Here is a 15,243-nt window from a genome sequence, read left to right as displayed (position 1 = left end):
GCCATGGCACAGCGCTCGAGCACGAACAGGGCCGCGTCGGACGATTACGACGATGTGGAAGGGTTCGCCGTGGCGGTCGTCCGCGAAGACAGCACGTGGCGCTGCAGCCCGCTCAGTGCCGCGGCACTGTCGAGTCTGTCCGCGGCCGAGAACGAACTGCGCGCGCTGCGCAGTACCGGTGCGGTGTTCGGACTGCTGGACGTCGACGACGAATTCTTCATCGTCCTGCGGCCGGGGCCGACCGGTAGCCGGTTGCTGATCTCGGACGCCACCGCCGCGATCGATTACGACATCGCCGTCGAGGTGCTCGACGCGCTGAATGTCGAAGTCCCCGATATCGATCCGGACGAACTGGACGAGATCGATCCGTGGGAGGAAGGCGATCTGGGTGTGCTGGCGGACCTCGGCCTGCCCGAGCCCGTGCTCAGCGTCATCCTCGCCGAAACCGATCTCTATCCGGACGAGCAGCTGGGCATGGTCGCACAGCGGCTGGGCTTCGCCGACGAGTTCTCCGCGGTCCTGGACAAGCTGCACCGTTGAGCCCGGCGTCACCGCGCGCAGACGAGGACCTCGTCCGGGCCGCCCTCGCCGCGGCGGCGGAGACCGATCCGCGGGACGTCCCGGTCGGCGCGGTCGTCTTCGACGCGGACGGTCGGGAGCTGGCTCGTGCCGGCAATGCGCGAGAGGCGCTCGGCGACCCGACCGCGCATGCCGAGATCCTGGCGCTGCGCCGCGCGGCACAGGTCCACGGTGACGGTTGGCGGCTGGAGGGCACAACGCTGGCCGTGACGTTGGAACCCTGCACGATGTGTGCCGGGGCCCTGGTCTTGGCCCGGGTCCGCCGCGTGGTCTTCGGCGCGTGGGAACCCAAGACCGGTGCGGTCGGCTCGCTGTGGGATGTGGTGCGTGACCGTCGCCTCAACCATCGTCCCGAAGTCCGCGGGGGTGTACTGGAGGCCGAATGCGCGGCCGTGCTGGACGCCTTCTTCCGCACTCAGCGCCCCTGACCACCCGATTTCGGTTTCGCTCCGCCTGTCCGGTAAAGTCACCTGCGGTGGCGTGTCCGAGCGGCCTAAGGAGCACGCCTCGAAAGCGTGTGTGGGGTAACCCCCCACCGAGGGTTCAAATCCCTCCGCCACCGCCACAGCGCCCAGGCCGGGGCTGGCCTTCTGCCAGTCCCGGCCTTCGCGTAGGACGCGTGAAGCGTTCCGTTCCCCCGGTCGGCGCAGAGGGTTGCGCAGTAATCAGCCGGTGAGCATGTTCAGTGCTGTGTGACCGACTCCGAGTGCCGCGGTGGATTCGCCAGGCCCAGAGCGGTATTCAGGCGAAAGGCGCCACCGCACCCGTGGAACACCGCCATGAGCAGAGCGCCGGCCAGCCCACCGATGATGGCTGGGGCGACGTGGGCGGGCATGTCGGCCAGACAGCCGATCGCCACCGCGATGGCGAGACCGAAGGTTCCGGCCACCGCGTTACGCAGTGCGGAATTGCCCCACACGTTCGGAAACTGTTCCCCCACCATGCCTTTGACGAAATGGGGGACCGCGTTCGCACCCATGACGCCGGCCAGCATCGAAAGCAGGATCGTGAGCCACATGGCATATCACCTCTAATTCGGTCAACAATGTAGACCGAGGGTAGCGAGAGTCTCGGTACTCGGTCAACAGCGTAGACTGACCGAGTGAGTTCCCGACCCCTTAATCGTGCCGAGCAACGCCACAGCACACAGGCGCGCATCCTGCAGGCGGCGCGCAGGCTGTTCTCCGAAGAGGGCTACGAAGCGGCCACCATCCGCGCGATCGCGACTGCGGCAGACACCGATCCCGGACTCGTGATGCGCTACTTCGGTTCCAAAGCCGAGCTGTTTGCCCAGGTGGCGGGAATCGAGCCGGACGCCGAGGTGACGGGCACGCCCGAAGAGGCGGCAGAACAACTCCTCGCCGCGCTGGCGGACAAACTCGATCAGCAGCCCATGGACGCCCTTGCCGCGATTCGAGCGATGTTCACACATCCTCAGGCCGCCGACGACATCCGATCCGCCATGGCCGCGCGACAGCATCAGGCCGCGGGCCACATGGTCGACGATGACGCGGTCCTGCGCGCCGGGCTCATCGGCGCAATCACGCTCGGCACCGTCATAGCGCGCCACCTGCTCGGGCTGGATGGTGTGAACACCGCGTCTTCCGAACAGATCACGGCCATACTCCGGCCGGCGTTCCACGAGATCGCGCACGGCACACCGCAAACCGCAGCGGACGTATTCGACCGGTAGGCACCCGCCGCTGCGGCTTATCCGGCCGAACCGGTACGAACCTTCGGCGCGTCCGGATCGTGGTGGACGGCCTTGAAGAAGCTGATCCGGGTCGGCTCCGTCCGCAGCACCGTGGTGTCCGTGCCGCCGATGGTGTCGGACCGCTCGATCACCAGCGGCGGGCACTCCACACCTTTCACCGGCACCGTCTCGTGCGCTCGCACGACCATGTTGAACGGGGTTTCGGTCTCCGCGGTCCCGCCGACGACCCGGCAGTGCTGCCACGCCTCGATCAGGTAGGTGTCGTCCGTGTCGTTGGTGCAGGTCGTCTCCGAGCACGACACCCCGGCGGGAAACGGCTGAGCGGATGCCGAGGGAGCGATGGCGGCGACCGTGGCGCACACCGCGCCCGAAACGATGCCGACGGCCAGAATCCGTGTATTCAAGTTTCCGGTTCCTTTCGACCTCCACGCGGCGATCGCGGTCGAGGCCCAGATTCGTAGCAGTGACGGCGAACTCGCCGTCATCCCGATTGTCCAGATTGCCGCGGGGCCGGACGTCCCGATTTACCGCCATTGGTAAACCGCGAGGCGAGTGCGGTCGCGCGGGCGGTCGCCGCGGTGGTTTGCCTGTATATCGCTGTGCGACCGAGCTTCCGGCGGGGATCGGTGATCGCGCGCGGTGTGAGCTGCCGACCGCGCCGTGTATTTCCTTGCGGAAGGACGTGTTTCACATCGGGCGCCCGGCGATAGCCCGGTGTCGAGGACTGTGGATATTCATAGCGTCGTGTCGTACCCGCGTGTTCTACTGCACATTACCGACTAGTAGGAAGTGTGGCGGGCTGAGGTAATCTAGCGTCCAGTTGCTTGCCGGACGTCCCGCCGACGTAGTCGGGGAGTGTGCAGATCATGTGAGGGACAACAGCTTTGAACAAACCGGAGAGTCCGGTCGTGCGGACCGCGACGCGCGACGACATCACCGGAATGGTGCGGGTACTGGCCGCGGCCTTCGCCCACGACGATCCGATCGAGGAATACGTCTTTCCGGACGAAGCTGTCCGGCACCGTCGGTCGCCGCGCATGTTGCGGACGATGATCACGCATCGCTTCCTGCCGGCCGGCGGCGCCGAGGTCGCGGAGCTGGACGGCCGGATCGTCGGCGTCCTGCTCTGGTACCCGGACGGTTACCGGCCCGGCGGACTGCGCGAACTCCTCGCCGGCCCGCTGTTTCTCGCGGGAATGGGCACCGCCGTGGGACGGGGAACCGAGGTCGATCGCACCATGGATCGGGCGGCCCCGGCCGAACCCCACTTCTTCCACGTCTACCTCGGCACCGATCCGGAACTGCAGCGCCGCGGCATCGGCCGGGCGTTGTACGCGTCGTTCACCGACAAGGCCGACCGGCAGGGCGTACTCCTGTGCGGAATCTGCAAGGACGAGAACGTCGGGTACTACGAGGCCCTGGGTAACGAACGCACCGGGTCCGTCCGGCTGGGCCGGACGGGTCCGGAATTAAACATCATCATTCGCCGACCGCGTCCGCTCTGATCGGCGGGGCGAAGGCCGCCGCGGAGGGGTCGCCGGTTTCCGGCGAACGCGGAACCAGGCCGATCGCCCGAACTGCTCCGGGGGAGCGAGAAGTATTTCCGAGTCGGCCGAGGAGTCGCTGTGTCTGACATTGCCATCGTCGGAATCGGATGCCGGTATGCCGGCGGCATCGATTCGCCGGAGTCCTTCTGGGACTTCGTGATCAACAAACGGGACGGGGTCACCGAGATCCCGGCCGACCGCTGGGACTGGCGGCGCTACTACGACGCCGACCGCCGCACCCCCGGCCGCATGTACACCAAGCGCGCCGCCTTCATGACCGGCGATCCGTGGGAGTTCGATCCCGACTTCTTCGGCATCTCCCCGCGCGAGGCCGCCGCCATGGACCCGCAGCAGCGACTGGTCCTGGAAGTGGTGTGGGAGGCGCTCGACGACGCGGGCGTCGCGGGACGCAGCGCGGGCTCGGGGCTCGGGGTCTACATCGGCGCCTTCACCCTCGATCAGCTGGCGGTATCGGTCGGCGGACCGGCGCTGCCGCATGTCGACATGCACACCGCCGCCGGCGCGTCGTACACGATGCTCTCCAACCGGATCGCCTACGCGCTCAACCTCACCGGTCCGGCGGTCACCGTCGACACCGCCTGTTCCTCGTCGCTGGTCGCGCTGCATCTGGCCTGCCAGGCCATCGAGAGCGGGGACTGCGAATACGCCCTCGCCGGCGGTGTGACCGTGATGGCGCAGCCGGAGCCGTTCGTCTCCATGTGCAAGGGCGGATTCCTCGCCGCCGACGGCCGCAGCAAACCGTTCGACGCCGCCGCCGACGGTTACGGCCGCGGTGAGGGCGCCGGCATCGTGGTGCTGAAGAAGCTGGCCGATGCCGAACGCGACGGCGACCGCGTCTACGCGGTCGTCAAGGCCACCGGATCGAATCAGGACGGCCGCACCACGGCCATCACCGTCCCGAACGCGGATTCTCAAGAAGCACTGGCCAAGACCGTGATCGAGCGTTCCGGAATTCCGGCGCACGAGATCACCTACGTCGAGGCGCACGGCACCGGAACGCCGGTGGGCGACCCGCTGGAACTGCGAGCCATCGGCCGGGCCTACGGCGCTGCCACCGGGCGGCCCGGTCCGGTCGGTGTCGGCTCGGTGAAGGCGACGCTGGGGCACACCGAGGCGGCCTCGGGTATCGCGAGCGTCATCAAATCGGCGCTGGCCATCACGCATCGCACCATCGCGCCGCAGGGCTGGCTGGACACCCCGAATCCCGATATCCCGTTCGAGGAACTGGGAATCCGCCTGCAGACCGAGGCCGAACCGGTGGGCGGCGAGGTCGAGCGGATGACGGTGGCCGTCAACGGTTTCGGATACGGCGGCACCAATGCGCACGCGATTCTGCAGGAGTACCGGGGTGGCTCCGAAAACGACCGGGCGCCACAGCATTTCGGCGTCCTGCCGCTCTCCGCGCGGAGCGAGGCCGCGGTTCGGCAATTGGCTCGCGGCGTCGCCGAACTGATCGCCGAGGGCGCCGATCCCGGCCGGCTGGCCGAAGCCGCGTGGCGGCGCCGCCACCACCACAACCATCGCGCCGCGATCACCTTCGGCGACGACACCGAACTGGTCCGCGGCTTGGTGGATCTGGCGAGCGGGGAGGGCCGGGTCGGTCGCACCGTCGCCAAGCGCACCGCCGAGCCGGTGTACGTCTTCACCGGTATGGGTCCGCAGTGGTGGGGCATGGCACGCGAGCTGCTCGGCACCGAAGGCCCGTTCGCCGATGAGGCGCGCCGCATCGATGCCGTGTTCACCGACATCGCCGGCTGGTCCGTCGTCGAGGAGTTGCTGCGGCCCGAGGAGCAGTCGCGGGTCACCTCGACCGCCATCGCGCAACCGGCGAACTTCCTGGTGCAGGTCGCGCTGTACGCGGCGTTGCGGGAGTACGGAATCGAACCCGCCGTCGTCGTCGGCCACAGCGTCGGCGAGGTATCGGCCGCCTATGTGACCGGAATGCTGTCGCTCCACGACGCGCTGCTGGTCAGCTATCACCGCGCCCGGTTGCAGGCCACGACGGCCGGGACGGGTGGCATGCTGGCGATCGGATTGCCGGCCGAGGCCGCTCGCGAGGTCATCGCCGCCGACGGTTCGGTCGATATCGCGGCGATCAACTCACCCTCGGCCGTCACGCTGGCCGGTGCGGTCGACCGTCTCGACGAGATCGCCGAAAAGCTCACCGCCGACGGTATTTTCGCGCGCCGACTGCAGGTCGAGGTGCCGTACCACAGTCATCTGATGGACCCGATCCTGGATGAACTGCGCGCGGTGCTGGCCGGGCTCACCGTCGCCGAACCGCGTATCCCGCTGTACTCCACGGTCACCGGCGAACAGGTCACCGCGGCCGACTGGAATGCCGAGTACTGGTGTGCCAACGTCCGGCAACCGGTGCGGTTCGCCGATGCCATCACCGCGCTGGTCCGGGCCGGCAACCGGGTGTTCGTCGAGGTCGGTCCGCATCCGGTACTCGGCGCCAACATTCGCGAAATACTCATCGGCGCAGGCGAAACCGGTACGACGGTAGCCACCCTGCACCGCAAACAGCACGACGCGGACAGCCTGCGCCAGACCCTGTCCGGTCTGTACGCGGCCGGAGTTCTCGACATCGACGCGCTGTTCGCGGGTGTGCCGGACCCGACGCCGCATATCGATCTGCCGCGCTATCCGTGGCAGCGCACCCGGCTGCGCAACGAACTGCCCGAATTCCGGCTGCTGCGGCACGGCACGCCCGACGCGCATCCGATGCTCGGTGATCAGAATCCCGACGACTCCAACGCCTGGCGGGTGGAACTGTCGCTCGCCGCGCTGCCCTGGCTGGCCGATCACGTCGTGGGCGGCACCCGGATCCTGCCGGGCGCGGGATATCTGGACGCCGCGCTGAGCGCCGCCGCGGTGCGCACCGAATCGGATCAGGTCGCCGTGGAGGGCGTGCGGTTCGTCGCGCCCCTGGTCGTCGAGGAGGGCGAGGCGCCGATCGTCGAACTCCACGTGGAGGATTCGACCGGGCGCTTCACCATCCGTTCCCGGGGCGCGGCCGGAACCATCTGGACCGTCCACGCGATGGGCCGCCTGGTCGAAGGCAGTTACGCGCCGATCACCGCGGACGTGCCCGACACCGAGCAGATGCTCGCGGTCGAGCCCGCCGAGTTCTATGCCGGATTGGCCGCGCGCGGATTGGAATACGGGCCGGCCTTCCGGCGCGCCACCTCGATCCGCATCTCGCCGGACACCGTGGTCGCGCGACTCGACGGCACCATCGGCCAGGGCGAGAGGTATCTCGCACATCCCGCGATCGTCGATGCGGCGCTGCAGAGTGTGGCCGCCCTGCTCGCCGGCCGCGGTGGTGCCCAGGAGGGCGCGATGGTGCCGGTCGGCGTGCGCACCGTCCGCCGCCTCGCGCCCCTGCCGGAGGAGGTCACGGCCGTGGCCCGGTTCGCCGAGGGCGACCGGCCGCTGGCCGATATCGATCTGCTCGATGCCGAGCGCACCGTGGTCATGCAGATCAGGGGGATGGAATTCGGTTCCCTGACCCCCGGCCGCGGCCCGCTGCAGCGCATGACCGACATGTTCTACGAGGAACGGTGGGAGCTGCGCGATCCGGTCGACACGTCCGCGCTTCCCGGCAACGACGGCCTGTACACCCTGGTCCTCGGCTACGGCGAGAACATCGACTCGCGGATCGAGCGGGTGCGCGATGCCGTCGCCGGTGGTGCCGGATCGGAAGTCCTCCGCCTCGATCCCGGCGACGCCGAGCTGGAACCGGAACTGGCACAACGGCTTCGCGACATCTTCGGCACCGAGGGTGTGCAACGGCTGCACGTATGCGTGGTCCCCGGACATTCGCCCGACGGTGATGTGGCGGCGCTGTGGACGCTGCGCCGGATCGCGGTGACGCTGGACGGTTACCTCGAGGAACGGGTCACCGAGCACGAGATCGAAATCCCGCTGACCGGCGACGGATCTATGTACGTGACCGTGGTCAGCGCCCACGCGTACGCCCACCCCGCGGATGGGACGGCATCGGACCCCAGCCAGGCGGCCATCGCCGGCGCTCGTCGCGTGCTGCTCAACGAGCAGTCCCGGCTGCGGTGGCGACTGGTGGATATCGATGCCGACACAACGGTCACGGACCTGTCCGCCGAACTGGCGATCCCCGGCGGCTTCCAGTACGACCTGGTCGACGAGGCCGTCCTGCGCAACGGCCTGCGCTGGACCACGGTCGTGACCCGGACGCTGCCGGAGCGGCTCGACGCCCTCGACATCGCCGAACCGCTCACCGACCCCGAGGCGAATTTCGAACTGGAACTGCCTCGTTCGCGCACCTTCGCGCGGCTGGGCTGGCGGCGCTGTGATCGGCGCGAACCCGGCCCGGGTGAGGTCGAGGTCCGGATGCGTGCGGTGGGCCTCAACTACAAGGACGCGCTGAAGGTGATCGGCGTCCTCGGCGAACGTGAACTGTCGGAGACCTTCTTCGGCTTGGTGCCGGGGATGGAAGGCGGCGGCGAGGTGGTCCGGGTCGGCCCCGGCGTCACCGACTACGCGGTCGGCGACTCGGTGAGCCTGACCTCCAAGGGCATGGTCGCGCGCTATCACACCACCTCGACCGATTCGCTCACCCACGTCCATCCCGACACCGATGCCGGCCGGTGCAGCAGCGTCACCGCGTTCACCACCGCCGAGTATTCGTTGCTCGAACTGGCGCGGATCCGTGCCGGTGAGACCGTGCTGGTGCACGGTGCGGCGGGCGGTGTCGGCAGCGCGGCGGTGCAGATCGCGAAGTTGCACGGCGCCATCGTGATCGGCACCGCGAGCAGCGAACAGCGACGCGCCTATGTCCTGGCCGAGGGCGCCGATCACGTGGTCGGCTCGCGGTCGCTGAACTTCGTCGACGAGGTGCTCGCCCTCACCGGCGGACGCGGTGTGGACGTGATCATCAGCTCGGCGCCCGGTGAGATCCTGCGCCAGAACTTCGCGGTGATCGCCGAATTCGGCCGCATCGTGGAGATCGGCAAGGCCGATATCTACACCGGCGGCATGCTGGATCTGTCGGCGTTCGACAAGAACGTCTCCTACTTCTCCTTCGATCTGGACCGGATGCTGCGGTTGCGGCACACCGAGGTGATGGAGCTGGGCCGCAAGGTCAACGCCGGCTTCGACGACGGCACCTATCGGCCGCTGCCGTTCCAGAAGTACGGGACGGCGGAGGTGGCCCAGGCCTTCGAGGAGGTGGCCCGCTCGACCCGGATCGGCCGGGTGGCGCTGGATCTGACCGAGGAAGCACCGCTGGTCCGCCCGCAGCTACCGGACATCGAGATCGACCCGGCGGCGCAATACCTGATCACCGGTGGTTTCGGCGCCTTCGGCCTGGCCACCGGACGGTGGCTGGTGGGCCACGGCGCCCGCCGGCTGACGCTGCTCGGCCGCGGCGGTGCCACCACCGAGGCCGCCGTCGCGCAGCTCGCGGCCTGGGAGACGCAGGGCATCGAGGTCACCGTCGAGCGGGTCGACATCACCGATGCCGATGCCGTCGCGGCGGTCCTCGCTCGCGCCCACCGGCCCGAGCATCCGCTGCGCGGGGTGTTCCACACGGCCGGCGCCATCGACGACAAGCGCATCACCGTCATGGATGCCGAGAGTCTGGCCAAGGTGTTCCGCGCGAAGGCCGACGGTGCGCGCGCACTCGTCGCCGGCATCCAGGCGGCCGGGGCTCGGCTGGATCAGTTCGCGCTGTGGTCCTCCGGCAGTGCGATGTTCGGCGGTGTCGGCCAATATGCCTACACCGCGGCCAATATCGCGCTCCAGGCCATCGGGGATACGGTGGTCCGCGCGGGCGGTACCGCCCTGGTCGTCGGCTGGGGGCATATGTCCGGCGGCGGTATGGCCGACGACGAACATATCGCGCGGTATCTGCGCAACACCGGCTTCGATTCGATCACCATGGACGAGGGGACCGAATATCTGGAGCAGGCGCTGCGATTGGGCGTCACGCAGGTCTCGATCATTCCGGTCGACTGGGCCAAGGTGAACGCCACCGCGCCGTTCTTCGCCCAGACCGGACGCACCGAGGAACTGATCGCCGCTGCGGCACAGGACGATTCGGCCGCCGCGCGGCTGCGCGTTCAGCTCGCCGAACTCGACGAGGGTAAGCGCAACGAGGTGGTCGCCTTCATGCTGGCCGAGCAACTTGCGCAGGTCATGGGTGTTTCGGCGGATTCGATCGACCTGACGGTTCCGGTGCCCGAACTCGGATTGGACTCGCTGATGGCGGTCGAATTCGGCGCCCTGGTGACGAAGTCGCTGGGCGTGGAACTGATGTCGATGAAGATGGGCCGCTCGTTCAGCCTCGAACAGGCGGGTGCGCGGGTGGCCGAGGCGATCGTGCAGGGGGCGGCGGGATGAGAGGGCCGCAGCTGCCTGCTGCGCCGGGAAAGGATGCGGGATGAGTGAATCGGCGCGGGATCTGGCGCGGAAGTTGTTGTCCGGCGCGGCATCCGGGCCCTCCCCGGCGGCTGCTCCCACCGCTGCGACGTCCGGAAGCTCGCGCGGTGGGTTCACCGGCGGCAACAGTAAACCGGCCCGCGCGCGCCGGGGCCCCGGACGCCAATTCGCCGACCACCCCGAGGTCGCGGCGATGGTGCAGAAACGCGCGGCGATCGCGGCGGTGCACGAGCACAGCGGCACGCCGAATCCGATGTTCCTCGTGCGGGAGAGCCCGAACGACACCGTCATCCGGTGGCAGGGCCGGGATCTGGTGAATTTCAGCGCCTACAACTATCTCGGCCTGGGCAACCATCCGAAGGTGGTGCAGGCCGCCAAGGACGCGCTGGACACTTACGGCGCGTCCGCCTCGGCCAGCCGCATCGTCGCCGGGGAGATCCCGATCTACGCCGAACTCGAACAGCGCCTGGCGGCGATGTACGACGTCGGTGACGCGATGGTCACCACCAGTGGTTATCTCACCAATGCCGGCGTGATCGGCTTCCTGCTGGGCGCCGACGACGTCGCGATCTGCGATTCGCTCATCCACGGCAGCGTGGTGTCCGGGGTGCAGTGGTCGGGAGCGCGGCGGCTCAACTTCCGCCACAACGATCCGGAGTCGCTGCGTTCGGTGCTGCGCATGTCGCGCGGGAACTTCGATCGGGCGCTGGTCGTGGTCGAAGGGCATTACAGCATGGACGGCACGGTCGGCCGGGTGAGCGAAATAGCCGCCATCGCACGGGAATTCGACTGTGCGGTCATGGTCGACGAGGCGCATTCGCTCGGCGTCTTCGGCGAACGCGGCCACGGCATCCGCGAGCACTACGGCATGGCCGGCGACGATGTCGACATCTGGATGGGCACCCTGTCGAAGGCGTTGGGCAGCTGCGGCGGTTTCATCGCCGCCGACGCGGACCTGATCGCCGCGATGAAGGCCGCCGCACCGGGTGTGGCCATGCTGACCGGCGGCCCGGCGCCCTCGACCATCGGCGCCGCGCTGGCCGCACTCGACGTCCTCGAGGCGGAACCGCAGCGACTGCGTCGGCTGTGGTCCAACGCCGAGCACTTCCGCACCCTGCTCGGCGAGCGCGGCATCGACCTCGGCATCTCCGAAGGCACCCCGATCTGCCCGGTTATCGTCCCCGGTGAACTGCGCGCCGGCTACGTCGCCACCACACTGCTGCGCAACGGCGTCTACGCGGGCGCGATTTCGTCTCCGGCGGTACCGGCGGGTCAGGAACGACTGCGCTTCTTCCTGACCTCCGAACACGAACACGCGCAACTGGAGGCCACCGCCGATCTGCTGTCCGAGGCCGTCACCGCCGCCGCGCAGTTGCCGGACCTGGGCATCACCGGCTGACATGCGCGGCCGACCGCCGCGCGAGAGGGCCGTGCCACGACGTGTCCGGTCCCCTCGCCGGGCGGTTCGGCAGCTCCGCGGGCCGGCGCAGCCGGCCCGGTACGTTGGTGCGCGTGGAACTACGAATCTTCACCGAGCCCCAGCAAGGGGCTACCTACGACGATCTGCTCCGGGTTGCGAAGGTGACCGAGGAGGCGGGGTTCGACGCATTCTTCCGGTCGGATCACTATCTGAAGATGGGCGGGGTCTCCGGCCTGCCCGGGCCCACCGACGCGTGGATCACCCTGGCCGGGCTCGCGCGCGAGACCTCCCGGATCCGGCTGGGCACACTGGTCACCGCCGCGACGTTCCGGCATCCGTCGGTGCTGGCGATCTCGGTCGCGCAGGTCGACCAGATGTCGGGTGGCCGGGTCGAACTCGGACTCGGTTCGGGGTGGTTCGCCGACGAGCATCGCGCCTACGGCATCGATCTGCCGGAGCTCGGCGAGCGCTTCGATCGCTACGCCGAGCAACTGGCCGTCATCACCGGCCTGTGGCAGACCCCGGTGGGCGAGACCTTCGATTTCACCGGCAAACACTATGTGCTGCAGGGCAGTCCGGCACTGCCCAAGCCGGTGCAGCAGCCCGGCCCGCCCGTGATCATCGGTGGCGCGGGCAAGAAGCGCACACCGGCCCTGGCCGCGCGGTACGCGCACGAGTTCAATCTGCCGTTCACGGATGCGGAAACGGCTGCGGCGCAATTCGATCGGGTTGCCGCGGCCGCGCGCGACATCGGCCGCGATCCCGGTGAGATCGTCCGCTCGGCCGCCCAGGTGCTGTGCGTGGGCCGCGACGAGGCCGAGATCGCTCGCCGCGCCGAGGCGATCGGCCGCGAGGTGCACGAACTGCGCACCAACGGCCTGGCCGGCACCCCGGCCGAGGTGGTCGACAAGATCGGCCGCTACCGCGAGACCACCGGCATTACCCGCCTCTACCTGCAGGTGCTCGACCTGTCCGATCTCGACCACGTGGAATTGGTCGCCGGCGAGGTCGCCGCCCAGCTGGGCTGAACCCTCCGGTGGCAGCGCCGGCTCAGCCGACCTTCACCGGACTCCTGGGCTCATCCGGATTGTCGACGTGGAGCGCGCGCAACCGCGCACCCTCCACGTCGATATCCGGCACGATCCGGCTGAGCCACCCCGGAATCCACCAGGCCGCCTTACCCATCAGCACCAGCAGCGACGGGATCAGAACCATCCGCACCAGGAAAGCGTCGAACAGGACGCCCGCGGCGAGCGCGAAACCCATCGACTTGGCGGTCGCATCCGATTCCAGCAGGAACGAACCGAAGACCGAGATCATGATGACGGCGGCCGAGGTCACCACCCGTGCGCCGTGGTGGTAGCCGGAGATCATCGCCTCGGTGGGTGGTTTCCCGTGCACGTATTCCTCGCGCATGCGGGTGACGAGGAAGACCTGGTAGTCCATGGCGAGGCCGAAGACCAAGCCGATCAACATGATCGGCAGGAAGCTCACGATCGGCCGCGGTTCGGAGATGAGACCCAGCGCGCCCTTCTGGAAGATCAGCACCGTGGCGCCGAAGGTCGCCGCCATGGAGAGCAGGAATCCCAGCGCGGCGGTGAAAGGTACCAGCACCGAACGGAATACCGCGATCAGCAACAGGAATGCCGCACCCGCCACGATCGCCAGATAGGGCAGGATCTTACTGAGCAGCGCATGGTCGACATCGGCGTAAATGGCTGTGGTGCCGGTGATTCCGTAGTCGATGCCGTATCTGTCGTGCAGTGCGGCTTCGGCATTGCGCGCGTTGCGCACCAGATCCTTGGTGGCCTGATCGTTGGGCCCGGTGGTGGGTACCGCGGTCATCAACGCGCCGCCGCCGTCCCTGCTCAGCTGCGGTCGGGTCACATAATCCATACCCGGATAGGCGGCCAGCTCGTCGTGTAGCGCGGTCAGCGCCGCCTGCCGCTGATCGGCGGGCACCTGCGACAGATCGGCGACGACTTGTAGCTTGCCGTTACTGCCGGCCCCGAATCCCTCGGTGCGCAGGTCGTAGGCCTTGCGAATGGTGGTGGTCCTGGGCTGGCTGTCCTCACCGGGCAGGCCCAGATTCAAGCTCAGCGCGGGCGCGGCCAGCAGACCCAGCACGATGATGCTCGCGACCAGCGTCAGCCACGGCATCCGCCCGATCACCCGCGCCACCCGCATACCGTTGGTGACCACCGAATCGTCCTCGGGATCGTGTTGCGCGATCGCCGGGAGCTTCGGCTCGAACAGGTGCTTGCCGAAGGCGCCGAGCAGTGCCGGCATCAGGGTGATCGCGGTGAGCACCGCGAACGCCGCCGCGATCGCCCCGCCCAGTCCCATGAAGGTCAGGAAGCTGATGTTGACGATGGCCAGGGCGACCAGCGCGATGATCACCGTCGCGCCCGCGAACACGACCGCCGAACCGGCCGTCCCCAGGGCCGTGCCCGCGGCGATCTCCGGCGAATTCTGCACCGCGCGTTCGTGTTTGTAGCGCGAGACGATGAACAGCGCGTAGTCGATCGAGAGCGCGATGCCGATCATCGAGGCCAGGAAGGTGGTGAAACTCGGTACCGACATGAACGATGTGCCGAGGAAGATCACCGACGTCGCCAGTCCGAGTCCGACGATCGCGGTGATGATCGGCACGAAGGCCGCCACGATCGCGCCGAAGGCCACCACCATCACCACCAGCGCCACGGCCATGCCGATCATCTCGGCCCGACCACTGGGCTGTTGTTGTTCCATCGCCAGCGACCCGCTCATCTCAACCTGAAGTCCGGCGGCCCGTGCCTCGTCACCGACCGCGTAGGCGGCCGCGCGATCGGCGGCGGTGATATCGGTGAATTTCTGGATCGTGAACGGAACGGTCAGCACCGCAACGGTATCGGGGTTCTCCTTGTTCAACACGTTGACCGGCGCGGCACTGCAGCGCGAGACGAATTCCGGCGAACTGCGATCGGTCGCGAAGCAGCCCATCTGTTCGGTGGCGGTGATCGGATCCACCAGCGGGGTCTTGTGATCGACGATGTTCAGATCGTTCAGCTTCGAAACCACACCACCGACGGCCGCGCGTTGGGATGCGTCGGTGAGTTTCTGCCCCGGTGCCGCCCCGAAGACATAGGTACCGGTGACCGCCTCGAAACTGAACGCCTGCGACATCCCCGGGAAGTGTTTGTCCATGATCTCGGTGGCGCGTTCCGACGGCAGATTCGGGATCGTGAAGTCGTCGTTCATCGGCTTCTTCAACTGCGTGCCGAGACTGCCGATGATCAGGAACAGGATCAGCCAGACCGGGAGCACGATCCACTTGTGCCGAAAGGCGAACCTTCCCCACCGATACAGATACACGGACACGAGGCGCTCCTAGTGGTCGCGGGCCTCGATTGGCGCTGACTGCGAACCGGGGCCGGTCGCTGATCGAGCTGTGCGGTTGCCGGCACACTCGCCGGTACCGTCGGTCCGCCGAGTGGCCGAGCTGGAGAGCATTAGGTTCGAGTCTGCTGTGTCGTTGCTGCAAGATCAAGATCTTTGCG

Annotated in this window: 10 protein-coding genes and 1 tRNA gene; 8 read left to right on the top strand and 3 right to left on the bottom strand. The window is 68.1% G+C overall.

What is annotated here, in order from left to right; translation table 11 throughout:
- Positions 1 to 3: 3 nt before the first annotated feature.
- The 3 genes from A5780_RS21740 to A5780_RS21730 all read left to right on the top strand — a co-directional run bounded on the left by A5780_RS21740 (position 4) and on the right by A5780_RS21730 (position 1,144).
- On the top strand, positions 4 to 540 hold the full coding sequence (locus tag A5780_RS21740; RefSeq protein ID WP_030516861.1) for a tRNA adenosine deaminase-associated protein: 537 nt from the start codon (positions 4 to 6) through the stop codon (positions 538 to 540).
- Complete coding sequence (locus A5780_RS21735) at positions 537 to 1,007, top strand: nucleoside deaminase (RefSeq protein WP_063010857.1); 471 nt, start codon at positions 537 to 539, stop codon at positions 1,005 to 1,007. The genes A5780_RS21740 and A5780_RS21735 overlap by 4 nt, the downstream gene beginning before the upstream one ends.
- Positions 1,008 to 1,053: 46 nt before the next feature.
- A tRNA-Ser gene (locus tag A5780_RS21730) sits at positions 1,054 to 1,144 on the top strand.
- 117 nt (positions 1,145 to 1,261) lie between these two features.
- On the opposite strand, the gene A5780_RS21725 is transcribed toward A5780_RS21730, so the two are convergent.
- Positions 1,262 to 1,597, bottom strand: a complete 336-nt coding sequence (locus A5780_RS21725) for a hypothetical protein (RefSeq protein WP_063010859.1) — start codon at positions 1,595 to 1,597, stop codon at positions 1,262 to 1,264.
- Between the two features lie 84 nt (positions 1,598 to 1,681).
- Between A5780_RS21725 and A5780_RS21720 the strand changes: the two genes are divergently transcribed.
- On the top strand, positions 1,682 to 2,272 hold the full coding sequence (locus A5780_RS21720; RefSeq protein ID WP_064902791.1) for a TetR/AcrR family transcriptional regulator: 591 nt from the start codon (positions 1,682 to 1,684) through the stop codon (positions 2,270 to 2,272).
- Positions 2,273 to 2,289: 17 nt separating this feature from the next.
- Here A5780_RS21720 and A5780_RS21715 read toward each other — a convergent pair whose 3' ends face one another.
- Positions 2,290 to 2,697 (bottom strand): hypothetical protein, encoded by a 408-nt coding sequence (locus A5780_RS21715; protein WP_146098704.1) that lies wholly within the window; start codon positions 2,695 to 2,697, stop codon positions 2,290 to 2,292.
- A gap of 504 nt (positions 2,698 to 3,201) precedes the next feature.
- On the opposite strand from A5780_RS21715, the gene A5780_RS21705 reads away from it, so the two are divergent.
- From A5780_RS21705 to A5780_RS21690, 4 genes are all read left to right on the top strand, one after another.
- Positions 3,202 to 3,798: a GNAT family N-acetyltransferase gene (locus A5780_RS21705; RefSeq protein WP_227462882.1), complete on the top strand. Its 597-nt coding sequence runs from the start codon at positions 3,202 to 3,204 to the stop codon at positions 3,796 to 3,798.
- A gap of 120 nt (positions 3,799 to 3,918) precedes the next feature.
- Positions 3,919 to 10,245: a type I polyketide synthase gene (locus A5780_RS21700; RefSeq protein WP_064909428.1), complete on the top strand. Its 6,327-nt coding sequence runs from the start codon at positions 3,919 to 3,921 to the stop codon at positions 10,243 to 10,245.
- Between the two features lie 40 nt (positions 10,246 to 10,285).
- Positions 10,286 to 11,683, top strand: coding sequence for an aminotransferase class I/II-fold pyridoxal phosphate-dependent enzyme (locus A5780_RS21695; protein WP_064909427.1), 1,398 nt, complete (start codon positions 10,286 to 10,288; stop codon positions 11,681 to 11,683).
- 113 nt (positions 11,684 to 11,796) lie between these two features.
- Positions 11,797 to 12,732, top strand: a complete 936-nt coding sequence (locus tag A5780_RS21690; protein ID WP_063010939.1) for an LLM class F420-dependent oxidoreductase — start codon at positions 11,797 to 11,799, stop codon at positions 12,730 to 12,732.
- Between the two features lie 22 nt (positions 12,733 to 12,754).
- Here A5780_RS21690 and A5780_RS21685 read toward each other — a convergent pair whose 3' ends face one another.
- A complete protein-coding gene (locus A5780_RS21685; protein WP_064909426.1) occupies positions 12,755 to 15,064 on the bottom strand; it encodes an MMPL family transporter in 2,310 nt (769 codons plus the stop codon).
- Positions 15,065 to 15,243 lie beyond the last annotated feature (179 nt).

This window comes from Nocardia sp. 852002-20019_SCH5090214, assembly GCF_001665865.1.
In the GTDB taxonomy this organism is placed as follows: Bacteria; Actinomycetota; Actinomycetes; order Mycobacteriales; family Mycobacteriaceae; genus Nocardia; species Nocardia nova.
The sequence above is the reverse complement of the archived record's forward strand: the minus strand, read 5'-3'. Positions and strand labels throughout refer to the sequence as shown.

Bases quoted from the DNA above. Each gene is read 5' to 3' on its own strand.
- A5780_RS21740 (WP_030516861.1), top strand. From the start codon at position 4: ATGGCACAGCGCTCGAGCACGAACAGGGCCGCGTCGGACGATTACGAC.
- A5780_RS21725 (WP_063010859.1), bottom strand. From the start codon at position 1,597: ATGTGGCTCACGATCCTGCTTTCGATGCTGGCCGGCGTCATGGGTGCG.
- A5780_RS21695 (WP_064909427.1), top strand. From the start codon at position 10,286: ATGAGTGAATCGGCGCGGGATCTGGCGCGGAAGTTGTTGTCCGGCGCG.